We start from the raw sequence: 23,288 nt of genomic DNA on the forward strand, positions 1-23,288 counted from the left end.
AATATGAACAACGCCCTGCCAGAGCATTATTCGGCTTTGTCTGCCATGGGATTGGAGGGAAAGTTCCCAACCGCACTTACGGCAATGATGGTGTGCCTCTTCAGTACCCCGGCTGATGGAAAGCCGGCAGAGAACCAGAAAGGCCCGCACCGTCGTTGCTTCGTATGTCCTCGCATTTTCCGGTTGGCCGGAATAGCGACTGGAGGGGTTAATTCCAGGTACCTTACCGATTTCCTCACCACATCGAGGGTCGGCGGACACACATGGGCACGTGCGACTTTGGGCAACCGGGAGATAAGAATATTCGCAGTCATAATCAAGGGAATTTTTCACCATTTTGCGGATTTTTTCGGCACACCATTTTATTCTTGAACGCTGGGGCATGAGCGTTCAATTATGCGGAACAAACTGGAGACTTCGATGGACACTCTCACCCGTATCAGAGCCTTTATCGATGTTGTCGAAGCGGAGGGATTTTCCGCAGCCGCCCGCAAGACAGGTCGTTCCAAGGCGCTTCTGTCCAAATATGTGCGCGAGTTGGAAGACGATCTGGGTGCGCTTCTCCTCAACCGCACGACACGGCAATTTTCCATGACGGAAGCGGGCCATACCTATTACCGCACCGCCTCCGACATCCTCAAGGAAATCGACAATCTTGCGGACCTCGTGCGCGAGAACAATGCCGATTTAAAAGGCAAGCTGCGGCTGTCCGTACCGCGGACTTTCATCGATGCGGATGTTGGCCAGAGCCTGATCGATTTTGCCAAGGAGAACCCCGAGCTTTCGCTGGAAATCGTTGCCGAAGACAGGTTCGTGGACCTGATCGAGGAAAACTTTGATATGGCGATCCGCATCACCAAGCTCGAGGATTCCGGCATGATTGCAAGGAAGCTTGCCGATTTCCGCGTCCATGCCGTCGCCACGCCCGCTTTTGTCGAACAATATGGGCCGCTCAACTCGCCGCAGGATCTGGCGAAAGTGCCTTGCATTGTCGATACCAATTCCCGCTTTCACAATCACATCCGTTATTTCGAACCCGGCGGCGGCACCAACTCGGTGGCCATTACCGGGCCGATCGAAGTCAACAGCCCGCAGGCAACGCTGCGCGCCGCCCGTTCAGGCCTCGGCGTCGCCATCGTCCCGGACTTCATTGCAAAACCCCATATCCACTCCGGCGAACTCGTAACGCTGTTCGATGACTACATCTCGCGAGATCGTGGCATCTATGCCGTCTATCCGCATCGGCGCTATCTTCCCGCCAAGGTCCGCAGCTTCGTGGACTACCTTTCCAACTGGTTCAAAAAGCAGGGTTGACCCGCAGCCAGAAAAGAGGGGCCGAAATTCGGTCCCATTTGACGCTACTATCCGCCAACAGATTCGATAATCGAGACAGTCAGCATCCATGAAAACCGCGATTTTACCTTTGGCTGTATGCCTGTCCGCCTGCCTTGCGCCCATCGCCGCCATGGCGCATCCGCATATTTTTGCCGAAGCCCGCATGGAAATCATCGAAGGTGCCGATGGCAATGTGCAGGAAGTGCGCAACATCTGGCGCTTCGACGAGATGTTTTCCGCAAGCGTGGTGCTGGACTATGACAAGAATAGCGATGCCAAGCTCGACAAGGAGGAGCTCGCGGAGATCGGCGCGACCGTGCACGAATCGCTGGCGGAATTTTCCTATTACACATTCATCACGCAGAACGGAAAACAGGTGGATTTCGGCAAGCCGGATGCCATCCACGTGGACTACAAGGACAATCAGGTTCTGATGTTCTTCTCCGTCAAGCCGAAAGCCCCGCTTTTGGCAAAGGGTACGCTGACCTTCGGCGCATGGGACCCGACGCTCTATACGGCCATCGATTTCGCCAAGGACAGTGACATCGTCATCAAGGGCACGCATCTTGCCGCCTGCAAGCACAAGGTTGTGCGCCCCGATCCGGATGAGATCATCGCCCAGAACCAGAGCAACCTGACCGACGCCTTCTTCAACGATCCGACCGGCACCGACATGACCAAACTGTTTGCCACCCGCATGGAGCTGACATGCTGAAAACGCCTGGCCGCGCTTTCATCACGCTGGGAATAGTCCTCACCGCCGCAACATTTGCCCATGCCCAGTCGCCGCTGGGAATAGGATCGGCGGAACCTTCGATTTCCGTCGGCGGTCCCCTTGCGCCGCTGTTCCAGTGGATCAACGTCCACCAGCAGACATTCTACCGCGCGCTGACCGGCGCCTTGCGGGCGATGCGTCAGGACCCCTGGGCGCTGTCGTCACTGATCGCGCTGTCCTTTGCCTATGGCGTCTTTCATGCCGCAGGCCCCGGCCACGGCAAGGCGGTCATCTCTTCCTATATGATTGCCAATGAAACCCAGCTGAGACGCGGCATCGTCATCTCCTTCGTTTCCGCCCTGCTGCAGGGCGCGGTTGCCATCGCCCTCGTCGGTGCGGCCTATCTCGTGCTGCGCGGCACCTCCATCACCATGACCAGGGCCACGCAGGCCATGGAAATCGCAAGTTTTGCCATGGTGGCGCTGTTTGGCGCATGGCTGCTGTTTCGCAAGATCCGCAGCCTGATGGCTACCGCCCGTCCCTCCCCCGCACTGGCCTTCGAAGCAGCCGTTCCCTCCGGTCCCGCAACGCCAGCGAAAGACCAGTTCACATCAGAAACGCTCAAGACAGGCCCGCTTAAAACCGGCCCGCTCAAAACCGGCCCGCTTAAAACCGGAATGGGAAGCGGTCTGCGCTTTCAGGGCCAGCCCGTCTTTGCCGATCATGCCCTAAGCGGAACCGGCGATATCTGCGACGCCTGCGGCAAGGCCCATGCGCCGGACCCATCGCTGTTGCAGTCGCGTGATTTCAGCTTGCCGGAAGCATGGTCGGCCATCGTCGCAGTCGGCCTTCGCCCCTGCTCCGGCGCCATCATCGTCATGAGCTTTTCCATGCTGAACGGCCTGCTGATGGGCGGCGTCATGTCGGTGCTGGCCATGTCCATCGGCACCGCCATCACCGTGTCGCTGCTTGCCATCATCGCAGTCAAGGCAAAGGATGTCGCCATCCGCCTCGCCGGTTCCGGCAGCCGCAAAGCCGCAGGCATCACCCACGCCATCGAAATCGCAGGCGCCGTCTTCGTGCTGTTGATGGGACTTGGCTTGCTGGGGGCCGCGCTACAGGCGTGAAGCTACGATTTCACGCTGCCATTTTACCTGTCGAGCGTTAGGTTGCGCTCTGCCGATGAAGCGAAAGTAGGATTGCCTTTGCTCAGCAGTCGATTGATGAAAGACATCGTGGTCACATCAAGCGCAATCGCCTGCGCCGCCGTGGGCTTTGTCTTGGGATTTGCTTTAATCAATCAAGCCGATTTATCTCTCGCGGCATATGGCCATCTTTGGTTTCTTGTAACCGCGTGCCTCAGTGCGGCTTTTGTCGTGGGGTTGATGAGTGAATTTCTGGTCGGCAAATTTCGCACGCCATCGACACCGCCGCAAACTGGAACGGGAATCCAGAATTTCCGTAGGTCTATAGAGCAGCGTTTCAGAGGTGACAGGACAGATGACGAATATCAGCGTGCCGAAAACGGCGTTGTGGTGCTTGTTGCCATCGCTTCGATCATCGGTCTGCTTTTTCTGATCGGCATCTGGGCAATCGTGGCAGTGGTGATCATTCTTGGCATGATCAATGCCGCAGATTTATACCTAGCACTCAGATCAACAGACGGCAGCCCCAGCGGAAAGATTGGCCGAGCTCTCTTTTCTGGTGTCTTTTACGGCATGTTTTTTGGAGACATGCTGTAGCTACCCTAGCGGTTGCGCCGCTGATACCGCGCCCTCAGCCAGAAAATCAGGAAGAAGCCAAGCACGGCGATGGCGTCGAAGATTGCGGCCACCCATACGGAATAGTGGTTGGCCAGCCACAGCGTCACGGTCGGCAGGATGAAGAACAGCAGGCCGAAGCCGAGGACGATGGCGAGCGCCGCAAGGGCCGTTGATCGGGTGGTGCCGGAGCCGCTCATGCCATGATCCTTGCGCGGATATCTTCCAGCTTTTCCTTCTGCACGCCATCGGCGTCGAAATTGTCGGGCGACAGCCATGTCTCGAAGGATTGCCTGATCGGCGGCCATTCGCGGTCGATCATCGAGAACCAGGCGGTATCGCGGTTTGCGCCTTTGGAGACCATGTGCTGACGAAACAGGCCTTCGAACATGAAGCCGTAGCGTTTCGCTGTTGCCTTGGATGCCTCGTTCTCATTGTGGCATTTCCATTCGTAGCGGCGATATTCGAGATCGTCGAAAACATGGCGCGCCATCAGATAATGAGCCTCTGTCGAAAGCGGTGAGCGCTTCATCTTCACGCCATGGGCGACGGAACCGACTTCCACCACGCCGTTCTTCGGGTCCGGGCGCATATAGCTCGCCATGCCGACAACCTCGTCTGTGGCCTTCTCGATGAAGACGAGCGTGACCCAACCAAATGCGGTCTGCGCACCCTCGACCCAGTCTCCGAATGCCTGTGAATTGAGAAAACCGTCCTGCGGGAAGTATTTCAGGAGATCGTTGATGCCAAGCCCACCGAGCGCATCCCAGAGCCTTTCCAGATGCATTGCGCGGTCGAACGGCACCGCCTTGACGAAGCGCCCCTCCAGCGTCACCGGCTGCGGTGCGGGACATCCCGTGAATGTAGACAGATCGCGCATTCTCTTCCCCATGACATGAACGTCCAGATTTAACCGACCCCCTTTCCAAAAACAACAGCGCAGGAGGCAATGGCTGCCGCAGGGCAAAAACGTCAGGCGAAACCGGCAGGTAACCTGTCCACCTCCCCGGCGTTCCCACGGTGAGGCATGATATTGAGGTACGTACATCATTTTCTGATTTACGTACCTCAATATTTGCTCTATGCACGCTAGCGGGAGAAAACATGAAGCCGACAGTTCACGATATTGCGTCGAAAGCGGGCGTCAGCCTTGCCACCGTTGACCGGGTCATCAACCTGCGTCCGGGCGTGCACGCCGTAACGCGCGCCAAGGTCGAGGCGGCTATCGTGGAGCTTGGCTATGTGCGGGATATGGCCGCCGCCAATCTGGCCAAGGGCCGCAGTTACGCGCTGGTCTTCATCCTGCCCAACAATGACAATTCCTTCATGGCGGGCCTGCGGGCCGAAGTCAGGGCCGCGGCTTCGCGATCCTACATCGACAGAACCTCCATTCGCATCATCGAGGTGCCGCCTTTCGATGCTGCGGCATTGAGCCAGGCGCTGGATGTGGCGCGGCTGGAGAAGCCGTCAGGCGTCGCCTTCGTCGCCATCGACGCCGAGGATGTGGTGGAGGCAGCAGACCGGCTGGCCGATAGCGGCATTGCCGCCGTTACCCTTGTTTCCGACCTCACCGGCTCCCGCCGCGATCATTTTGCCGGCATCGACAATGTCGCTGCCGGGCGCACCGCCGCAAGCCTGATGGGACGCTTCCTGCCGGAAAAAGGCGGCGATGTCGCGGTTCTCGCCGGCTCCATGCTGGTCAAGGACCACCGCGAGCGCCTCGCCGGTTTTCGCTCCGTCATCGAAGACGAGTTCCCCGATCTCAACCTGCTTCCGGTTCTCGAAGGCCGCGACGATCCGGAAACGGTGCAACGACTGGTTTCCGAATGCCTAAACGCCAATCCTGATCTTCTGGGCCTTTACAGTCTGGGCGCGGGCAATCGCGGGCTCATCAAGGCGCTGAAATCGTCACGCCAGCAAACCCGTCCCTGCGTCATCGCCCATGAGCTGACCGAAAACACCTCCAGCGCGCTGGCGGAAGGCGTGCTGGATGCGGTGCTGAACCAGGATGCGGGCCATGAGGTGCGCAGCGCTATCAGGGTGCTGAAAGCGCGCGCCGATGGGCTTGCGGTCATCGACGCGCAGGAACGCATTCGTATCGACATATTCTTGCGGGATAATCTCCCCTGACACTGACTTAAGCACTGGAGGAAACATGTATCTCGGTCTCGATTTGGGAACATCAGGCGTCAAGGCGCTGCTGATCGATGGCGATCAAAACGTCATCGGTTCGGCCAATGGCGCGCTCGACGTGTCCCGCCTGCACCATGGCTGGTCGGAACAGGACCCGGCCCATTGGATCAAGGCAACGGAAACCGCCATCTCCGGCTTGAAAGCCAAGTTTCCGAAGGAGCTTTCGGCGGTGAAGGGCATCGGCCTCTCCGGCCACATGCATGGCGCAACACTGGTGGATGCGGCTGGCGATGTGCTTCGCCCCTGCATCCTGTGGAACGACACCCGCTCTTATGCGGAAGCTGCAAAGCTCGACGCCGATCCGCGGTTCCGCAAGATCACCGGCAATATCGTGTTTCCCGGCTTTACCGCACCGAAACTCGTCTGGGTCGCCAATAACGAGCCGGAGATCTTTGCCAAGGTTGCCAAGGTACTTCTGCCGAAAGACTATCTGCGGCTGTGGCTGACGGGCGAATATATCTCCGAAATGTCCGACTCCGCTGGCACCTCATGGCTCGATACCGGCGCGCGCAAATGGTCATCCGAGCTGCTGGACGCCACCGGCCTGACGGAAGACCATATGCCATCGCTGGTCGAAGGCACGGATGAAGCCGGAACGCTACGCTCCGAACTTGCCTCTGCCTGGGGTATTTCAGGCAAGGTCGTTGTCGCCGGTGGCGCGGGTGATAATGCCGCTTCCGCCTGCGGCATGGGCACGGTCTCGGAAGGCCACGCCTTCGTTTCGCTCGGCACATCGGGCGTTCTGTTTGCCGCCAATGCCTCCTATCTGCCAAAGCCTGAGAGTGCCGTTCACGCCTTCTGCCACGCGCTGCCCGATACATGGCACCAGATGGGCGTCATTCTGTCTGCGACAGATGCGCTGAACTGGTATTCCGGCATTACAGGCAAATCCGCAGCCGATCTTTCCATCGAGCTCGGCGATGATTTGAAGGCTCCGACAGGCGTCACCTTCGCGCCTTACCTCTCCGGTGAACGCACACCGCACAATGACGCCGCCATTCGCGGCTCCTTCATAGGCCTTTCCCATGAAAGCGACCGCAAGGCGCTGACCCAGGCTGTCATGGAAGGCGTGACCTTCGCCATCAGGGACAATCTGGAAGCGCTCAAATCCGCAGGCACCTCCATTTCCCGCGTCACCGCCATCGGCGGCGGTTCGCGCTCCCGCTACTGGCTGGCCTCCATCGCAACCTCGCTCGGCGTCTCCGTGGATATTCCGGCGGAAGGCGATTTCGGCGCAGCCTTCGGTGCGGCCCGCCTTGGGCTGATCGCAGCGACGGGCGCGGACCCGGTTGCCGTCTGCACCCAGCCGGAAACGGAAGAAACCATAGAGCCGGTCGCGGCGCTCGCTGAGCCCTATGAGGATGCCTACGGGCGTTACCGGGCGCTTTACCCGGCCATCAGGCCGCTTTCGCATTGAGCTTTCCGGGGGGTGAGCGACACCCACCGGCACCAAACACACGACCAATCCAAGGGAGAAACCAACCATGACCACCGGCTTTTTCGGCGACATCCAGAAAATCAAATATGAAGGTCCAGACAGCACCAATCCGCTGGCCTTCCGTCATTACAACCCCGATGAAATCGTCGGCGGCAAGCGCATGGAAGATCATCTGCGCTTTGCTGTTGCCTATTGGCACACCTTCACATGGCCGGGTGGTGATCCCTTCGGTGGCCAGACATTCGAGCGTCCATGGTTCGAAGACACGATGCAGGCCGCCAAGCTGAAGGCTGATGTTGCCTTTGAATTCTTCTCGCTGCTCGGTTCGCCCTTCTATTGCTTCCACGATGCCGATGTGCGTCCTGAAGGCAAGACCTTTGCCGAGAACACGAAGAACCTCAACGAGATCGTCGATTACTTCGGCCAGAAGCAGGCCGATACCGGCGTCAAGCTTCTGTGGGGCACCGCCAACCTTTTCTCCAACCGCCGCTTCATGTCGGGTGCCGCGACCAATCCGGATCCTGACGTCTTTGCCTATTCGGCTGCGACGGTGAAGACCTGCATGGACGCCACGAAGAAACTCGGCGGCGCGAACTATGTTCTGTGGGGCGGTCGTGAAGGCTATGAAACCCTGCTCAACACCGATGTGAAGCGCGAGCTGGATCAGCTTGGCCGCTTCCTCAATCTGGTGGTGGAATACAAGTACAAGATCGGTTTTGAAGGCACGATCCTCATCGAGCCAAAGCCGCAGGAACCCACCAAGCACCAGTATGATTACGACGTCGCCACCGTCTATGCCTTCCTTCAAAAGCATGGTCTGGACAAGGAAGTGAAGGTCAATATCGAGCAGGGCCACGCAATCCTCGCCGGTCACTCCTTCGAGCATGAGCTGGCCATGGCCAATGCCTTCGGCATTTTCGGCTCCATCGACATGAACCGCAACGATTACCAGTCCGGCTGGGATACCGACCAGTTCCCCAACAACGTGCCGGAAATGGCGCTGGCCTATTACCACGTCTTGGCAGGTGGCGGCTTCAAGAATGGCGGCACCAACTTCGACAGCAAGCTGCGTCGTCAGTCGCTCGACCCAGCCGATCTGCTGATCGGCCATATCGGCGGCATGGATTGCTGCGCCCGAGGCCTGAAGGCCGCTGCCAAGATGATCGAGGACAAGGCCCTGTCGCAGCCGCTCGCAGACCGCTACGCCAAGTGGGATGCGCCGGAAGCCCAGAAGCTGCTGCGCGGCGAGATGAAGCTGGACGAGATCGCCGCCATGGTCGAGCGCGACAACATCAACCCTGAGCCGAAGTCCGGTCGTCAGGAATATCTCGAAAACGTCGTCAACCGCTACGTCTAAGGGTGTAGCCTGCCTTGACGGCCCTGAAATGCTGTCACCCCGGCCTTGAGCCGGGGTCCAGCGCGATCAAGTCCTTGATAGCAAAAAGATCTTTCGCACTGCAGAAGCAGTGCTGCCGGATGCCGGGTCGAGCCCGTCATGACGGAAAAATCTGGAGGTCCCAGACAAAAAAGGCCTCCAATTCCAGCCCCCCAAAAAAATTTCTGCATTTCATTCACACGCTTCCCGCCCACCGCATAATGCGGCTGCTTTGAGAGCAACGGGATGCAACGCGCGGCGTCCCGGTGTTTTCAAAGCCGGTATCGACAAGCGGTTGCTCAACAAGAGAGCCGTTTCCGTGAACCCACCTCTTGCCGCTGGCCAGGCAAGGGACCGGGCGTTCCGATAGGTATCGTGACAGTGCTGTTGTACCGGGTCCGGCAAATGCAAGACCTTGACCATACCTGCCAATGCAACATGCATTTGCCGGGCATTCCATCTTTCCCCTCCGGTCCGCTTTTGCAAAGTGGGCCGGAGAGGATTTTGCGCGGTTAGTTTTCTGTGCCGTCTTGTGTGCGCTGCAACATAACCTATCTGTGTGGGGTTTTATGGCGACTGGGCACGCCATCAAAGAGCCGGAGTCCAGCGCCCCCAAGGAGATTTCTATGCTGATTGAAAAATTGAACTGGCGTTATGCCACCAAGAAGATGGACCCTTCCAAATCCGTTTCGCAGGACAAGATCGACCGCATCATCGAAGCAGCACGCCTTGCCCCGACATCGAGCGGCCTGCAGCCTTTTGAAATCATTGTCGTTACCAACCCGGAAACCCGCGCCAAGATTCAGGAAATCGCCTGGAACCAGGCACAGGTCACCGAAGGCTCGCACCTTCTGGTGTTTGCCGCGTGGGACAACTACACCGCAGACCGCATCAACCACATGTTCGACCTGACCAATGACGAACGCGGGTTCAAGAACGAAGGTTTCGAAGCCTATCGCCAGAAGCTGCTCGGCTCCTATCCGCAGCGTGATCCGGAGGTCAATTTCGAACACGCCGCCCGTCAGGCCTATATCGCCTTTGGCATGGCCGTTGCTCAGGCTGCCTTTGAAGGTGTCGATTCCACGCCGATGGAAGGCTTCGACCCGGCCAAGCTCGATGAAATCCTCGGCCTTCGCGAAAAGGGCCTGCGGTCCGTTACCATCCTGCCGCTCGGCTATCGTCAGGCAGACGGCGACTGGCTGGCCAACCTCAAGAAGGTCCGCCGTCCACTCGACGAATTCGTCACAACGGTTTCGTAAGGATTTCATTCGAAAGAGGTCGATTTTTCCGGCTCTTTTCGATAATTGCAATATATTACCTGTCAAACGGTATCGCAGACAGGCATGTTTGCGATACACAGATGGCCGATCCCCGGCTTTCTCAAGGAAAGTTCAACGTAATGCTCCGGAACGTCTTCCGTTGTCGAATGTGCCAAATGGCTGCATGAGCAAACGCGGCTCGACTTGCCGCCGGGTTTTCGACCGAACAGACACAGTCCGAAGAGCAATAGATGATACCTCAAAATTCAGCGGCGAGCCCCCTGCCCGCAGGTCAACCGGCCAACGATCCCATGGTCGCGTTTCAGGCGGTGACCAAGACCTTTGGCGATCCAAAAAGCCAGACCTCCTTTACCGCACTCGGTGGTGTCGATTACATCGTGCCGCGCGGTTCGATCTCCGGCATCATAGGTCGCTCGGGCGCGGGCAAGTCCACCCTCATCCGCCTCGTCAACGGGCTTGAACTCCCCAGCACCGGCAAGGTTATCGTCGATGGCGTGGATGTAGGCGCGCTGGAACAGTCCGGGCTTCGCGATCTGCGGCGTTCCGTCGGCATGATCTTCCAGCATTTCAACCTTCTGTCCTCCCGCACCGCCTTTGACAATGTGGCCCTGCCCCTGGAAATCGCCGGTCTGTCGAAAGCCGAGATCAGACAGAAGGTCGCGCCGTTGCTCGATCTGGTGGGCCTCGGTGACAAGGCCAGTCGCTACCCTGCCGAACTCTCGGGTGGGCAAAAGCAGCGCGTCGGCATCGCCCGTGCCTTGGCAACCGAGCCGAAGCTTTTGCTTTCCGACGAAGCGACCTCGGCGCTGGACCCGGAAACGACGCAGTCCATTCTGGAACTGTTGAAGACGATCAATGCCGAGCTTGGCCTGACTGTTCTCCTCATCACCCACGAGATGGAAGTCGTAAAGACAATTGCCTCACAGGTTGCCGTCATCGACAAGGGCCTGATCGTCGAGCAGGGAACGACCTTCGATATCTTCACCAACCCGCGCCACGAAACGACCCGCAGCCTTCTGTCATCGGCCGTTGGCGTGAAGCTGCCACATTGGGTGACCTCGGGCCTGAAAGCGGAAGCGACAGACGGCGACCGCGTGCTTGTGCGCCTCGTCTTCTTTGGAGACACGGCGTTTCAACCGCTCACCGCCCGGCTGGTGGCTGAAATAGGTCCGGATGTGAATATTCTGGCGGGGACCATCGAAGAAATTTCCGGCCAGCCCTTTGGTTCGCTGGTCGTATCCTATCCGGCCACACCAGAAATTACGGCCCGCGCTAACAGGTTCTATGCCGAAACCGGCCTGACAACGGAGGTCCTCGGTTATGTCGCCTGATATGCTGTTTGCTGTTCTCTGGAAGGGTCTGGTGCAGACGCTGCACATGGTTGCCGTCTCCGGTCTCGTCGGTTCGCTGCTTGGCCTGCCCATCGGCATCTTCCTTGCCACCAGCGGCAAGGGCGAGCTTTTTGAAGCGCCTATGGTGAACCGGATCATCGGGCTGATCGTCAATGCCGCCCGCTCCACGCCCTTCATCATTCTCGTCGTGGCCATCATTCCCTTTACCCGGCTGATTGCAGGAACCTCGATTGGCACCTCGGCTGCCATCGTGCCACTCACAGTCGCCACCGTGCCCTTCGTGGCGCGTCTGGTGGAAGCGGCCATTCGCGAAGTCGACAAGGGGCTGATCGAGGCGGCGCGCGCCATGGGTGCGACACCGTTGCAGATCGTGACCAAGGTGCTTCTGGCCGAAGCCAAGCCTGGCATCACCCTTGCGCTCACGCTGACGCTGGTCAGCCTCATCGGCTACTCGGCCATGGTCGGTGCTGTCGGCGGCGGCGGGCTGGGGGATCTCGGAATTCGCTACGGCTACCAGCGCTTCATGCCTGACGTCATGCTGGTCGTCGTCGTCGTTCTCATCGTGCTTGTCCAGATCGTCCAGAGCGCCGGTGACGCGCTGGCGCGCAGCTTCGACAAGCGCAACCGCAAAAACTGATTTCCTTTCTTAAAATAACAAACGCAGGAGACACTCATGAAGAAACTCATCATCGCCGCTTCGCTTGCCGCCCTTTTCGCAGGCAGCGCACTGGCTGAAACCATCAAGATCGGTGTGACACCGGCTGAACATGCGCAGATCATGGAGCAGGTCAAGAAGGTTGCAGCCACCAAGGGTCTTGACCTCGAAATCCTCGAATTCTCCGACTATGTCGTGCCAAACCAGGCGCTGGCAGATGGCGAGCTTCAGGCCAACTCCTTCCAGCATCAGCCATACCTCGACAACCAGATCGCTGACCGCAAGTTCGATCTTGTCAGCGTCGGCACCACCATCACCACGCCCATGGGCGTCTATTCCAAGAAGGTGAAGAGCCTTGACGAGTTGAAGGACGGCGCGACCGTCGGCATTCCGAACGACCCCACCAATGGTGGCCGTGCCATTCTGGTTCTGGCATCCAAGGGTCTCGTCAAGGTCAATCCCGATGCTGGCCTGAAGGTCACGCCAGCCGATGTTACCGAGAATCCGAAGAACATCCAGTTCGTTGAACTCGATGCCGCCCAGCTTCCCCGTTCGCTCGATGATACCGATATTTCCGTCATCAACACCAACTACGCGACCGCTGCCGGTCTGAACCCGAAGAAGGACTCCATCGCGATTGAAAGCGAGAAGTCTCCCTATGCCAACGTCATCGCCATCAACGCGAAGGACAAGGATGCGCCATGGGTGAAGACGCTTGTCGAATCCTATCACAGCCCGGAAGTGAAGACCTTCATTCTCGAAAAGTACAACGGCACCGTCATCCCTTCCTGGTAAGTTGTCCCGCGAGTATTTTTTACAACCTCTCCCATGTAAATGGGGGAGGTTTTTTACTTTCTGTTAGTCTTGAAACACAAAGCGTTACGGCAATCCCGAAGCGGCACAAGATAGGTTCAAAGCCACCGCTTATATTAAGGGCTTGTGAAGAATTCCCGCGGAAGATGAGATATTTCGTGGGAAAAGATGCCGATTGATGCCGCACAGGAATATCAGAAAGCCGTCGATCGGTCGAAGAGTGGCTGTTGCCGGAGTTCTCTTTGCTTTCGCGATTGTTGTTGTCATTGTTACTGCCCTTGTGCTCTCGGCTCTTGGCGAGGTCAGTCATAATGTCAACGCGCTGGATGACCAGCGGTCGCTCGAAACGACCACAGGCGCGCTGAAGACATTCCAGAACCAGCTTGCCGCCACGCTCAACGACTACGCAGCCTGGGACGATGCAGCCGATCATGCCTATTCACCGGACGGGTCGGAGTGGCTGATCAACAACTACGGCGACATGACCGTCAACAGCGAACTCTTCGACACCGCAGTCCTGATCGATAGCGAGCGGCACATTCTGCTCGCCTACCACAACGGCTCGCCGGTCAACTGGACCTTGACGGATTATTTCGGCGACGGACTTGCAGACATGATTGCCAGGGTCGAGGGCATGTCTGTGGGCGCGGTGCCGGAAGCCAGCGGTTTCGTCAAGACCAGGGATGGCATTGCCGCGACCGGAGTTGCGCTGGTGCGCAACAAGAACGGCCTTCTTTCGTCTGCCGATGGCGAACGCCGCTATCTCATCTTTGCAAGGCACCTGACCCCTGAAAAGGTGGACGGCCTTGCCCAAACCTATGTGCTCAACGGTCTTTCGCTGTTGCCCGCCGATAGCCCTGCGGCCTTCTTCGTCAACATCGTCAACCCGCGCGGCACGGTGCTGGGAATGCTGACATGGCACTCCCAGATGCCGGGCGATGTCAGCCTTCGCGACGTCAAGCCGCGCATCCTTACCGCCGTTGGGCTGATCGGGCTGTTTCTTCTGGCCCTGCTCATCATCGGCACGGCCGCCCTTCGCAAACTCAAGGCGGACGAGGCACTGGCACGCCACGAACTGTTGCAGGACCGGCTGACCGGTCTTCACAACCGGCCAGGCCTGTTTTTAGGGTTGAATGAAAGACTGGAGCAGTCGCAGGGCGACGACTCCTATGTCAACCTGATCTATCTTGATCTGGATGGCTTCAAGGAGGTCAACGATTCCTTCGGCCATGGCGCAGGCGACCTGCTGATCAAGGGCGTTGCAGCGGCGCTGAAGGTTATGGTGCCCAAAAATGCGCTGCTGGCGCGGCTGGGCGGCGACGAATTCGCTATTGCTCTCAAAGGCAACGATGCCCGCATCGCCGGTCGAAAGCTCTGCGAGGACCTTCTGGCACTGTTTTCCGAACCCTTCATGATCGGCGAGCGTGTTGCCGCCATCGGATGCAGCATCGGCACCGCTGTCTCGAAAGCTGGAGATATCGACGGCGAGGAGCTGTTGCGGCGGGCCGACATGGCCATGTACGAGGCCAAGGAGAATGGCCGTGGCCGCTTCATGGCCTATGAGCCCTATATGGACACGCGCCGCGAAGAGAAGAACCAGCTCGAAGCCGATCTCAAATATGCCATCGAGCATGACGAGATCAGCGTCGTTTTCCAGCCTGTCGTCAACACGCTGACCAGACGGATTTCCGGTGTCGAGGCGCTTGCCCGCTGGAACCGCGCGGGCTACGGACCGGTTTCGCCTGATGTCTTCATTGCAGCCGCGGAAAGCAGTGGCCTGATCGATCAGCTTGGTCTGGCCGTCCTGCAAAAGGCCTGCCACGCCGCAACCGAATGGCCGCATGTCAAGCTTGCCGTCAACGTATCGCCGGTGCAGTTCAGAAACCCGTTTTTCGCAGCGCAGGTCCTCTCCATCCTCGAAGAACACGACATTCCGCCCGCAAGAGTGATGCTGGAGATGACCGAAGGCTACTTCATCCACCATCCCGAGCGGGCCGGCACGGCCATTGAAAAGCTCAAGCAGATCGGCGTCAGCATTGCGCTGGATGACTTCGGTTCCGGCTTTGCCAGCATCGGCTATCTGCGGCGCTTCGGCTTCAACCGCATGAAGATCGACAAGTCACTGGTGGTGGCGCTGGATGAAGGCGGTCGCTCGCTGGAAATGCTGACAGCCACAGTCGCGCTTGCACGCTCACTCGGCATTCCCGTGACCGCAGAAGGTATTGAAACCGAGGACCAGGCCGCCATTCTCCAGCTCTGCGGCTGCGATGAACTTCAGGGCTATCTCTTCGCCAAGCCGATGCCAGCCGATCAGGTCACCACAATGCTTGCGCAGCAGGAAACGCCAGTCCGGCAATTGAAGGTTTCTTGAGCCGAGAGGCTGGTGCAAGCGAGACCTTGCTGTGTCAGCGTCAGACTTGAGCAACTGCCACGTCTTGCAGCTTTGCACGTGACGCCCGCGGGACGCGCCCGAAGGTAACGGTCAAGCGGGCTTGCAAGCCGGGCGAGCCTTAACGGCCGATATGCTTCTCGCCACGCTTCTTTGCGAGGTCGATCTGCTTCTGCCGATTGCGGAAACGCTGGCGGTCTTCTTCGGTGCGGCTGTCATAGCAGCTGGGGCAGGACACGCCTTCCTCGAACTGCGGTGACTGGCGCACTTCTGCCGTGATCGGGTTGCGGCAGGCGTGGCACAGCTTGTGGTCACCTTCGGCAAGGCCATGGACGACGGAAACGCGCTCATCGAACACGAAGCAGGCACCTTCCCACAGGCTGTCTTCCTCAGGAACCTCTTCCAGATACTTCAGAATACCGCCCTTGAGGTGGTAAACCTCATCGAAGCCCTGTTCCTTCATGAAGGCCGTGGCCTTTTCGCAGCGAATGCCGCCGGTGCAATACATGGCGATCTTCGGCTTGTTGTGCAGGCCCGGATTGTTCTTTACCCAGTCCGGAAATTCGCGAAACGTCTTGGTCTGCGGATCAACCGCGCCCTTGAACACGCCAATGGCGGTTTCATAGTCATTGCGGGTGTCGATCAGGATCGTATCCGGGTCGGAAATCAGATCGTTCCAGTCTTTGGGATCGACATAGGTGCCGACGATCTGGTTCGGATCGATATCCGGCACGCCCATCGTGACGATTTCCTGCTTCAGCTTCACCTTCATGCGCACGAAGGGCATCTTGGAAGCACGGCTTTCCTTGTGCTCAAGGGCCGCAAATTCCGGCTGGGCGCGCAGATAGGCCAGCACATTGGCAATGCCCTCATCCGTTCCCGCGATGGTGCCGTTGATGCCTTCGGCTGCCAGAAGCAGCGTGCCCTTGACGCCGTTTTGTTGACACAGGGTAAACAAGGGTTCACGCACACTCTCGTATCGCGCAAAGCGAGCGAAGTGGTAAAGCGCTGCCACGAGAAAATCGCCAGCGGCCCCCGGTGCGGCATCCGGGGTGGACAGGGTCAAGGTGTCGGTCATGGCGGCTGAAATACAGCCAGATGCGCTTTTGCGCAATCTTATTTCGTGCCCGAAACCCGCCGAAGCAAAGTTTTGAATTTCGTCAAAATATGCCCGATGCCCTATCGCGCAGCGTCGTCCCACAGATGTGCGACAATCCGGCTCTCGGTCTTGGCCGCGTCGGAAAACACGCGATCCGCCAGATCAAGGCACTCCTGCCGCAGGGCTTGCTGCCGGTGGATGATGGCCTCCAGAACCAGCGCCAGCGTATCTGCATCGTCAAAGCGTTCCGGCTCCTGATCGACAAGGGCGGTGAGAACGGACAGGTCGTGCTCATGTCCGAGCAGATCGACGAGGCGCTTGGCATCCGCCTTCTTGGCGCGCATGGCGGAAGGCCAGATGCGCCGCAGCAGGGCAAGATGCATCCAGTAGACCTGCCCGCTCTTGCGAAGATCGTGAAAATCCTCGTCATGGGCCTCGCCGTGACAGCGGCTCAAGGCATCGAGCGCCGTCTGCCGCTGCTTGCGCCACGTTTTCTTTACACGCCTCGTGGCGGCCTTCCTGCCATCCGGCAGGGATAGCTGCATGAGGGCTTGCCTGGCCTTATCGCATTCGACAAGCGCCAGAGCGATATTGTCAGAAAGCCCGCCATCATCACCCGTCACCTCGTCGCGCCGCTTTTCAAGCGTGACGAGGGCTGAGGACAGGGCCTTGCTTTCCGCCTCCGAACGGCTGAAGCCTTGAAGATACTGGATCGTCTCGACAAGGGCTGCGGCCTCACGCGCCTGCGAGAGCGACCGCGCAACATCTCGAAACCGCAGATTTTCGGTGGTGCGAAAGGCCGGATCGTCGCTTTTCACAAAACGATAGAGGGCACGAAGGCGCTTGAATTTCTTGCGCGCGCCATGCACCGCCGCATGGGGGCCATCGGGCTGTTGCGACAGCGCCGCCATGGCGTCGTCGATCAATTCGATCCCAATGCGCTGCAATTCGTCGGGAAAGGGCTTTCGGGGATCAAATCTGAATGGCATGGCAAAGCTCTGAACTGAGATCGTCTGTCGCAAGATGCTGGTTGGAATATCGCCGGTCGCCCGTCACCTCCGCGCCGAGCCACTTTGGCAAGGCGGGCTGATCACTCTCCGACTTCAGCTCCACCTCGGCCACCGTCAGCCCCCGGTAAATGCCATCGAACACATCGATTTCCCACAAAAACCCCTCATGTTCGACGGTATAACGGATCTTTTCAATGATGATGCCGGGCGCGGTGGCGATCAGTTCCTCGGCATCGGCAACGGGGATATCATATTCATATTCGTCCCGCACAAGGACGCCGACCCCGACCTTGATGGTCAGCGTTGCCGCATCCTCGCCCTTGATGCGGACCCGCACCGACCGGTCATCCAGCGATACGATATAGCCTTGGCGAAAGCGCGTCCGTGACGCGATGGCCTCGCGCCAGCTGTCATCCGCGACCAGAAACTTGCGTTCAATTTCTTTTGCCATTCAATAACCTGCCCGTTTTGGTGTGAGCCTAGCGCAAGCTGTTGTCATGAAAAAGTAATCAAACTGAAATATTTCATTTTGCCTCGACACCTGCGGCTTTGCGCGGTAATTGAGACGCAATTCAATCGTTTCAAAAGAGGAGACATCATCATGGCCCAGGATTCCGAAAAGCTGCTTTCCATCCTGAAACTGCAGCCGGTGGTGCCTGTCCTCATCGTTGAAGACGCAGCCTCTGCCGTGCCGTTGGCACGCGCACTGGTCGAAGGTGGATTGAAGGCCATCGAAATCACCATGCGCACGCCGGCCGCACTGGATGCCATCCGCGCCGTGGCCGATGAGGTGGAAGGCGCCCATGTGGGTGCAGGCACCATTCTCAACGCCAAGGATTTCGAAGCCGCCGTGAAAGCAGGCTCCACCTTCATCGTCAGCCCCGGCGTCAACAAGAGCGTTCTGGAAGCCGCAAAGGGTTCCAAGGTTCCGCTTCTTCCCGGTGCGGCGACCGCCAGCGAAGTCATGCATCTGCGTGACAAGGGCTACAGGGTGCTGAAATTCTTCCCCGCCGAACAGGCAGGCGGCGCGCCCTACCTCAAGGCGCTGTCCTCGCCAATCGCCGATGTCATGTTCTGCCCGACCGGCAGCGTTTCGCTGAAAAACGCCAAGGATTACCTATCCCTGCCAAACGTCGTTTGCGTCGGCGGCTCCTGGGTTGCACCAAAGGAACTGATCGCAGCCGGTGACTGGGCTGGCATTACCAAACTGGCCGCCGAAGCCGCCGCGCTGCGCGGATAAGCCCTGCCTTCACGACTGCGTGAACGGCACGGCCATTTGTATTCGCATTCCGACTTCCTATCTCCTGTTTCACGATTGATTGACACAGGAGATTTGAATGTTCGACGCAAAGAAGCTTCTTGACCAGTTTTTGGGTTCGCAGGTGCCGGGCCTGTCCGGAAGCGTGCGGGACCGGGCCGGACAGGCCACCGAGATTGCGAAGAACAATCCGATGAAGGCGGGCGCGATAGCTGCCGCCATTTTCGGTACCAAGACCGGGCGCAAGCTGGCGGGCAACGCCGCAGCTGTCGGCGGCATCGCCGCAATCGCCGGTCTGGGCTACCTCGCCTACAAGAATTACCAGTCCGGCAAGACGCCGCAGGCCGTGCAACAACCCCAGCCGACGCAGGAACTGCTGCCGCCGCCCAAGGACTCTCCATTCCACCCTGAATCCCCTGCGCTTTCGAACAATTTCGCGATGACGCTGGTGCAGGCGATGATCGCCGCCGCCAAGGCAGACGGCCACATCGATGCGGCGGAACGCGCCCGCATCATGGAAAAGCTGCAGGTCTCCGAACTAGACCGCGAGGCGGAAGCCTTCATCGAAAAGGAACTGGCCGATCCACTCGACATCGATGCGCTGGTGGCTGCAGCCAAGACGGAGGAACAGAAGGTGGAGCTCTACACGGCTTCCCGCCTGACCATCGAGCCCGACAGCCGGGCGGAGCGCGGTTATCTCGACCTGCTCGCCGGTCGCCTTGGTCTGCCGGACCAGTTGGTAGAGCATATCGAAGTCACGGTTTCTGCCGCGAAGGTCTGACCCATCCCCCACAAACGACAGAGGGCCGCCATTTCCGGCGACCCTCAGCGCTGCGGTGGATCTGAAAAAATCAGTGTCCGGCATCCGGCGGCGGTGCCGCCTTCGGCTTGTTGATCAGAAGCGTGAGGATGATCAGGCCGCTGAAAAGGATGGTCAGCGCCAGGAACACATCCGCAAAGGCCTGCAGCCACGCCTGTTGCGACACGACGCCGACCAGTTTCTTGACCGCGACCGAAGCGCCATCCAGCCCGTAGGAATCATAATTCGCACCGACACTGTTCAGCCATTCCATGGCTGCCGGGTTGCCGTAGTTCACGTGTTCGGCAATCTTGAAATAATGCTCATCCGTGCGCTGGCTGAGCATGGTGTTGATGAGCGCAAGGCCGACCGCGCCGCCAAGGTTGCGGGTAAGATTGAACAGGCCGGACGCATTCTTCATACGGGCTGGCGGCAATGTGCCGAGCGCAATGTTGTTGATCGGCACCATGCACATCATCAGGCCAAAGCCGCGCAGGATCTGCGGGATCAGCAATTCATAGAAATCCCAGTCCGCCGTCACATAGGTCATGATCCATGTACCCGCCGCAAAGCTGACGAAGCCGATGACCATCATGGCGCGCAGGTCGATCTTGGTGGAGACCTTGCCCGCAATCGGTGCCGTGACGAACATGGCCAGACCGGACACGAACATGGTCTCCCCGATCATCAGGGCATCATAGCCGCGCACGCGACCCAGATAGAGCGGATACATATAGGTCAGGCCGTAAAGCCCGATGCCCATGACGAAGGAGAACAGCGATCCGATCGAGAAATTCCGGTCGGCAAACGCTTTGAGGTCCACCACCGGAAAGTCCACCTTGAAGGCGCGCCAGAAGAACACGAAGCCGCCCATGACCATGGCAAGCGTTCCGATGACGATGTGGCTGTCATTGAACCAGTCGTTGTTGTTGCCCTCTTCCAGCACATATTCCATCGAGCCCAGGAACACGCCCATGGACAACAGGCCCCACCAGTCGAACCTCTTCAGGAGCGACCGTTCCGGCTTGTCGAAATCGATGAAATTCCAGGTGACGATGGTGACGATGATGCCGGGAATGATGTTGACGAGAAACAGCCAGTGCCACGAAAACGCATTCGACAGATAGCCACCGACAGTCGGTCCGATGGTGGGGGCAAGCGTGGCCACAAGGCCGATGATGGGCGACACCACAGCCCGCTTGGACGGCGGAAAGATGGTGAAGGCGGCGGCAAAGACGGATGGGATCATGCCGCCGCCTATGAAGCCCTGTATGGCGCGGTAGACGATCATCTGGTCGATGTTCGTTGCCGTTGCACACAGGGCACTGGAAAGGGTAAAACCGGCAGCACAGGTGGCAAACAGCACCCGTGTCGACAATATGCGCGCCAGTGTTCCCGACAGCGGGATCATGATGACTTCCGCAATCAGGTAGGATGTCTGCACCCAGGCGATTTCATCGGACCCGGCGCCAAGCCCGGCCTGAATTTCCGCCAGCGACGCCGAGACGATCTGAATGTCGAGGATCGACATGAACATGCCGAAGACCATCGCGAAGAACGCGATGAGGCGGCGGCGATCCATCGGAGGATCAATCGCAGCAGCGTTTCCGCCCGCCATATTGGCTGTTACCGCCATATTCCTGGTCCTTAGGGCAATTCCAGCGCGGGCATCAGACGGCCCTGCGCGGGAAACGGCATGAAATCAAACTACTTCGACGAATTCTGCGCCTGCGCCGTGCGCGTCGCATCCGGCGCAGTGCGCGTATCGACATCGACGACGACGCTCAGACCCGCGCGCAGCCGGTGCTTGGCCAGATCTTCCTTCGAAAAGACAATCCGCACGGGAACGCGCTGGATGACCTTGGTGAAGTTGCCCGTGGCATTTTCAGGCGGCAGCATCGAAAAGACCGAGCCGGACGCTGGCGAAATGGACTGCACGGTGCCTTCTATGTCGTGATCGCCAAAGGCATCCACATGCACGCGCACCTTGGAGCCCGGCTCGATCTGCGCCAGCTGCGTTTCCTTGAAATTGGCATCGATATAGAGATCATCCATCGGCACCAGCGAAGCGAGGCGCTTGCCGACCGAGACGAGATCGCCGGTCTGGACCGACAGATTGCCGATGACGCCGTCATAGGGTGCGCGCAGAACGGTAAAGGACAGGTCGCGGGCGGCCTTGTCACGGGCAAGCTCCAGCGTCTTGACCGAACCTTCGGCTTCCTTGCGCTGCGCCTTCAACAGATCGATATTGGCCTGGGCCGAAACGACGCTGGCTTCACCGGCAACAAGGTTTGCCTTGGCCTGTTCCATGGCGATCTGCGCATTGTCGGTGGAGGCGACGGTGCCGACATCCTTGGACTGGAGTTCGCTGGCGCGCTTGAGATTGATGTCTGCTCCGCGCAAGGCCGCATCCAGCGAGCCCTTTTGTGCCACGGCCTGCTGAAGCGAGGCCTGCGCACCGGCAATCTGGGCATCGATGCGCGCAAGCGAGAGCTGCTGAGTCTGAAGCTGGGCCTGCGCCTGCTCAAGCGCATTGCGATAATCGCCATCGTCGAGCGTCAGCAGGACATCGCCTGACTTGACTTCCTGGTTGGCGACAACCTCGACCTTGGCGACATAGCCGGAGACCTTCGGCGCGATGACGGCGATATCGCCTTCGACATAGGCATCATCGGTGGAAACCAGAAAGCGCCCGTCTGTCCACCAGTTATATCCATACCAGCCCGCAGCACCCAGAAGCGCCAGGGCAACAATGGGCAGGACGAAAGACTTGCGCTTTTTCTTCTCCGGCTCTGCGGCCTTGGCAGCCTGAGGTGCCTCCTGCGCCGAAGCGGGCTTTGCATCCAGCGTGCGGGCCTCGGCCTCATCGGACGCATCGACTGCGCGGACTGCACCACTTTTCTGAGCGGACATGGGAACACCATTCAATGTGAAAAAGAAACAACGTCGAACTGAACCGTTCGGTTCGATTGACTTAATCTGTTTTGTGACACATATCAAGTCGCATCGAACCGTTTGGTTCGATATATTGAACAGAATCTAAAACAGCGGACGGATCTGAAAGTGACCGACGACAAGCCAACGGACGACATCTGCGCCGCAAATCCTGCGGGCCGATTTGCTGCGGGCGAAGATCCGGCAAAGCGGGAACAGATCATCGACGGTGCCTGGCGGGTGTTCAAGCGAAAGGGCTTCGATGCCGCCAGCATGAACGACATTACCCGCGAAGCCGGCGTTTCCAAGGGAACGATCTACGTTTACTTTGAGAACAAGGACGAGCTTTTTGCCGCCCTGATCGACCGTCACCGCGCGCAGTTTGCCCATTCCATGCGTGACATTCTGGCTGGAACCGAGGAGGTTCGAGACGGCCTGCGGCAGTTTGGCGAGGCATTCATTCACAAGGTGACGTGCACGGACATGATACCTGCCATGCGCTCAGCGCTTGGCGTCATCGACCGTATGCCCAAACTCTCGCAGCGTTTTTTCGTGGCCGCACCGAACAACGTGCGGGTTGTTCTGCGGGACTTTCTCCAGCATCACATCGACCAGGGAACGTTGCAGACCGATGACGTGGACCTTGCCGCCCGCCAGTTCATAGAACTCGCCACGGGCACGTTTTTCAAGATGCGCCTGTTTGGCGAATTGACCGGCGATACGCCACCGGAAGAGGCCGGAAGGGTTCTCTCCAGCGCAATCGAGGTTTTTATGGCGGCTTACGGAACCAAGAAGGCCTGACACCATTCAGCAACCGGGTTTCTCGCATTGCGCGAAATAGCTTGAAAATGTGGCATTAGGGTAATGTCACACGCTTGTTTCT

At 58.7% G+C, this 23,288-nt stretch carries 22 protein-coding genes; 15 read left to right on the forward strand and 7 right to left on the reverse strand.

What is annotated here, in order from left to right:
* Positions 1 to 420 precede the first annotated feature (420 nt).
* The 4 genes from QRN85_RS17060 (at position 421) to QRN85_RS17075 (ending at position 3,792) form a co-directional block, all read left to right on the forward strand.
* On the forward strand, positions 421 to 1,314 hold the full coding sequence (locus tag QRN85_RS17060) for a LysR family transcriptional regulator (protein ID WP_062584367.1): 894 nt from the start codon (positions 421 to 423) through the stop codon (positions 1,312 to 1,314).
* Between the two features lie 88 nt (positions 1,315 to 1,402).
* The gene (locus QRN85_RS17065) at positions 1,403 to 2,050 is read left to right on the forward strand and encodes a DUF1007 family protein (protein ID WP_062584365.1); all 648 of its coding nucleotides are present in this window, start codon (positions 1,403 to 1,405) and stop codon (positions 2,048 to 2,050) included.
* Entirely contained in the window at positions 2,044 to 3,177 is a 1,134-nt protein-coding gene (locus QRN85_RS17070; RefSeq protein WP_284759454.1) for a nickel/cobalt transporter, read from the forward strand. Before QRN85_RS17065 ends, QRN85_RS17070 begins: the two co-directional genes overlap by 7 nt.
* Before the next feature lie 96 nt (positions 3,178 to 3,273).
* Positions 3,274 to 3,792 carry a hypothetical protein gene (locus QRN85_RS17075; RefSeq protein ID WP_284759456.1) on the forward strand — a complete coding sequence of 173 codons (519 nt, stop codon included), beginning with the start codon at positions 3,274 to 3,276 and terminating at the stop codon, positions 3,790 to 3,792.
* 5 nt (positions 3,793 to 3,797) lie between these two features.
* Here the strand turns inward: QRN85_RS17075 and QRN85_RS17080 are convergent, their stop codons facing one another.
* Both QRN85_RS17080 and QRN85_RS17085 read right to left on the reverse strand, forming a co-directional pair.
* Positions 3,798 to 4,010 carry a hypothetical protein gene (locus tag QRN85_RS17080; RefSeq protein WP_112962879.1) on the reverse strand — a complete coding sequence of 71 codons (213 nt, stop codon included), beginning with the start codon at positions 4,008 to 4,010 and terminating at the stop codon, positions 3,798 to 3,800.
* The gene (locus QRN85_RS17085) at positions 4,007 to 4,690 is read right to left on the reverse strand and encodes a GNAT family N-acetyltransferase (RefSeq protein ID WP_284759458.1); all 684 of its coding nucleotides are present in this window, start codon (positions 4,688 to 4,690) and stop codon (positions 4,007 to 4,009) included. Before QRN85_RS17085 ends, QRN85_RS17080 begins: the two co-directional genes overlap by 4 nt.
* A gap of 224 nt (positions 4,691 to 4,914) precedes the next feature.
* Here QRN85_RS17085 and QRN85_RS17090 point away from each other — a divergent pair, with 224 nt between their 5' ends.
* The 8 genes from QRN85_RS17090 (at position 4,915) to QRN85_RS17125 (ending at position 15,287) form a co-directional block, all read left to right on the forward strand.
* Complete coding sequence (locus QRN85_RS17090; protein WP_284759460.1) at positions 4,915 to 5,940, forward strand: LacI family DNA-binding transcriptional regulator; 1,026 nt, start codon at positions 4,915 to 4,917, stop codon at positions 5,938 to 5,940.
* 25 nt (positions 5,941 to 5,965) lie between these two features.
* Positions 5,966 to 7,420 (forward strand): xylulokinase, encoded by a 1,455-nt coding sequence (xylB, locus tag QRN85_RS17095; protein ID WP_284759461.1) that lies wholly within the window; start codon positions 5,966 to 5,968, stop codon positions 7,418 to 7,420.
* Between the two features lie 67 nt (positions 7,421 to 7,487).
* Positions 7,488 to 8,798 carry a xylose isomerase gene (xylA, locus tag QRN85_RS17100; RefSeq protein ID WP_284759462.1) on the forward strand — a complete coding sequence of 437 codons (1,311 nt, stop codon included), beginning with the start codon at positions 7,488 to 7,490 and terminating at the stop codon, positions 8,796 to 8,798.
* Between the two features lie 644 nt (positions 8,799 to 9,442).
* Complete coding sequence (locus tag QRN85_RS17105; RefSeq protein WP_062585527.1) at positions 9,443 to 10,075, forward strand: NAD(P)H-dependent oxidoreductase; 633 nt, start codon at positions 9,443 to 9,445, stop codon at positions 10,073 to 10,075.
* Between the two features lie 311 nt (positions 10,076 to 10,386).
* Entirely contained in the window at positions 10,387 to 11,427 is a 1,041-nt protein-coding gene (locus tag QRN85_RS17110) for a methionine ABC transporter ATP-binding protein (protein WP_062585525.1), read from the forward strand.
* Complete coding sequence (locus QRN85_RS17115; protein WP_062584351.1) at positions 11,417 to 12,085, forward strand: methionine ABC transporter permease; 669 nt, start codon at positions 11,417 to 11,419, stop codon at positions 12,083 to 12,085. The genes QRN85_RS17110 and QRN85_RS17115 overlap by 11 nt, the downstream gene beginning before the upstream one ends.
* Before the next feature lie 36 nt (positions 12,086 to 12,121).
* The gene (locus tag QRN85_RS17120) at positions 12,122 to 12,898 is read left to right on the forward strand and encodes a MetQ/NlpA family ABC transporter substrate-binding protein (protein WP_062584349.1); all 777 of its coding nucleotides are present in this window, start codon (positions 12,122 to 12,124) and stop codon (positions 12,896 to 12,898) included.
* 196 nt (positions 12,899 to 13,094) lie between these two features.
* The gene (locus QRN85_RS17125; protein WP_284759464.1) at positions 13,095 to 15,287 is read left to right on the forward strand and encodes a bifunctional diguanylate cyclase/phosphodiesterase; all 2,193 of its coding nucleotides are present in this window, start codon (positions 13,095 to 13,097) and stop codon (positions 15,285 to 15,287) included.
* Between the two features lie 139 nt (positions 15,288 to 15,426).
* On the opposite strand, the gene trhO is transcribed toward QRN85_RS17125, so the two are convergent.
* The 3 genes from trhO to QRN85_RS17140 form a co-directional block, all read right to left on the reverse strand.
* The gene (gene trhO / locus QRN85_RS17130; protein ID WP_284759610.1) at positions 15,427 to 16,383 is read right to left on the reverse strand and encodes an oxygen-dependent tRNA uridine(34) hydroxylase TrhO; all 957 of its coding nucleotides are present in this window, start codon (positions 16,381 to 16,383) and stop codon (positions 15,427 to 15,429) included.
* A gap of 101 nt (positions 16,384 to 16,484) precedes the next feature.
* A complete protein-coding gene (locus QRN85_RS17135; protein WP_284759466.1) occupies positions 16,485 to 17,393 on the reverse strand; it encodes a CHAD domain-containing protein in 909 nt (302 codons plus the stop codon).
* Positions 17,377 to 17,865 (reverse strand): CYTH domain-containing protein, encoded by a 489-nt coding sequence (locus tag QRN85_RS17140; protein ID WP_112962889.1) that lies wholly within the window; start codon positions 17,863 to 17,865, stop codon positions 17,377 to 17,379. The genes QRN85_RS17135 and QRN85_RS17140 overlap by 17 nt, the downstream gene beginning before the upstream one ends.
* Before the next feature lie 150 nt (positions 17,866 to 18,015).
* Here QRN85_RS17140 and QRN85_RS17145 point away from each other — a divergent pair, with 150 nt between their 5' ends.
* Both QRN85_RS17145 and QRN85_RS17150 read left to right on the forward strand, forming a co-directional pair.
* The gene (locus QRN85_RS17145) at positions 18,016 to 18,654 is read left to right on the forward strand and encodes a 2-dehydro-3-deoxy-phosphogluconate aldolase (protein WP_112962890.1); all 639 of its coding nucleotides are present in this window, start codon (positions 18,016 to 18,018) and stop codon (positions 18,652 to 18,654) included.
* A gap of 97 nt (positions 18,655 to 18,751) precedes the next feature.
* The gene (locus tag QRN85_RS17150; protein ID WP_284759468.1) at positions 18,752 to 19,453 is read left to right on the forward strand and encodes a tellurite resistance TerB family protein; all 702 of its coding nucleotides are present in this window, start codon (positions 18,752 to 18,754) and stop codon (positions 19,451 to 19,453) included.
* A gap of 70 nt (positions 19,454 to 19,523) precedes the next feature.
* Here QRN85_RS17150 and QRN85_RS17155 read toward each other — a convergent pair whose 3' ends face one another.
* Both QRN85_RS17155 and QRN85_RS17160 read right to left on the reverse strand, forming a co-directional pair.
* Positions 19,524 to 21,107: a DHA2 family efflux MFS transporter permease subunit gene (locus QRN85_RS17155; RefSeq protein ID WP_062584336.1), complete on the reverse strand. Its 1,584-nt coding sequence runs from the start codon at positions 21,105 to 21,107 to the stop codon at positions 19,524 to 19,526.
* A 71-nt stretch (positions 21,108 to 21,178) separates the two neighbouring features.
* Positions 21,179 to 22,384: an HlyD family secretion protein gene (locus QRN85_RS17160; RefSeq protein WP_284759471.1), complete on the reverse strand. Its 1,206-nt coding sequence runs from the start codon at positions 22,382 to 22,384 to the stop codon at positions 21,179 to 21,181.
* 150 nt (positions 22,385 to 22,534) lie between these two features.
* Between QRN85_RS17160 and QRN85_RS17165 the strand changes: the two genes are divergently transcribed.
* A complete protein-coding gene (locus tag QRN85_RS17165) occupies positions 22,535 to 23,206 on the forward strand; it encodes a TetR/AcrR family transcriptional regulator (RefSeq protein WP_200939014.1) in 672 nt (223 codons plus the stop codon).
* Positions 23,207 to 23,288: the final 82 nt, after the last annotated feature.

The organism is Agrobacterium sp. fls2-241-TYG-188a, from assembly GCF_030209845.1.

What these genes read in the sequence shown, in the direction of transcription:
- QRN85_RS17140 (WP_112962889.1), bottom strand. Translation starts at nt 17,865, where the DNA reads ATGGCAAAAGAAATTGAACGCAAGTTTCTGGTCGCGGATGACAGCTGG.
- QRN85_RS17060 (WP_062584367.1), top strand. Translation starts at nt 421, where the DNA reads ATGGACACTCTCACCCGTATCAGAGCCTTTATCGATGTTGTCGAAGCG.
- QRN85_RS17155 (WP_062584336.1), bottom strand. Translation starts at nt 21,107, where the DNA reads ATGGCGGTAACAGCCAATATGGCGGGCGGAAACGCTGCTGCGATTGAT.
- QRN85_RS17080 (WP_112962879.1), bottom strand. Translation starts at nt 4,010, where the DNA reads ATGAGCGGCTCCGGCACCACCCGATCAACGGCCCTTGCGGCGCTCGCC.
- QRN85_RS17070 (WP_284759454.1), top strand. Translation starts at nt 2,044, where the DNA reads ATGCTGAAAACGCCTGGCCGCGCTTTCATCACGCTGGGAATAGTCCTC.
- QRN85_RS17135 (WP_284759466.1), bottom strand. Translation starts at nt 17,393, where the DNA reads ATGCCATTCAGATTTGATCCCCGAAAGCCCTTTCCCGACGAATTGCAG.
- QRN85_RS17065 (WP_062584365.1), top strand. Translation starts at nt 1,403, where the DNA reads ATGAAAACCGCGATTTTACCTTTGGCTGTATGCCTGTCCGCCTGCCTT.
- xylB (WP_284759461.1), top strand. Translation starts at nt 5,966, where the DNA reads ATGTATCTCGGTCTCGATTTGGGAACATCAGGCGTCAAGGCGCTGCTG.
- trhO (WP_284759610.1), bottom strand. Translation starts at nt 16,383, where the DNA reads ATGACCGACACCTTGACCCTGTCCACCCCGGATGCCGCACCGGGGGCC.
- QRN85_RS17125 (WP_284759464.1), top strand. Translation starts at nt 13,095, where the DNA reads ATGCCGCACAGGAATATCAGAAAGCCGTCGATCGGTCGAAGAGTGGCT.
- xylA (WP_284759462.1), top strand. Translation starts at nt 7,488, where the DNA reads ATGACCACCGGCTTTTTCGGCGACATCCAGAAAATCAAATATGAAGGT.
- QRN85_RS17090 (WP_284759460.1), top strand. Translation starts at nt 4,915, where the DNA reads ATGAAGCCGACAGTTCACGATATTGCGTCGAAAGCGGGCGTCAGCCTT.
- QRN85_RS17120 (WP_062584349.1), top strand. Translation starts at nt 12,122, where the DNA reads ATGAAGAAACTCATCATCGCCGCTTCGCTTGCCGCCCTTTTCGCAGGC.
- QRN85_RS17145 (WP_112962890.1), top strand. Translation starts at nt 18,016, where the DNA reads ATGGCCCAGGATTCCGAAAAGCTGCTTTCCATCCTGAAACTGCAGCCG.
- QRN85_RS17150 (WP_284759468.1), top strand. Translation starts at nt 18,752, where the DNA reads ATGTTCGACGCAAAGAAGCTTCTTGACCAGTTTTTGGGTTCGCAGGTG.
- QRN85_RS17075 (WP_284759456.1), top strand. Translation starts at nt 3,274, where the DNA reads ATGAAAGACATCGTGGTCACATCAAGCGCAATCGCCTGCGCCGCCGTG.
- QRN85_RS17085 (WP_284759458.1), bottom strand. Translation starts at nt 4,690, where the DNA reads ATGCGCGATCTGTCTACATTCACGGGATGTCCCGCACCGCAGCCGGTG.
- QRN85_RS17115 (WP_062584351.1), top strand. Translation starts at nt 11,417, where the DNA reads ATGTCGCCTGATATGCTGTTTGCTGTTCTCTGGAAGGGTCTGGTGCAG.
- QRN85_RS17105 (WP_062585527.1), top strand. Translation starts at nt 9,443, where the DNA reads ATGCTGATTGAAAAATTGAACTGGCGTTATGCCACCAAGAAGATGGAC.
- QRN85_RS17110 (WP_062585525.1), top strand. Translation starts at nt 10,387, where the DNA reads ATGGTCGCGTTTCAGGCGGTGACCAAGACCTTTGGCGATCCAAAAAGC.
- QRN85_RS17160 (WP_284759471.1), bottom strand. Translation starts at nt 22,384, where the DNA reads ATGTCCGCTCAGAAAAGTGGTGCAGTCCGCGCAGTCGATGCGTCCGAT.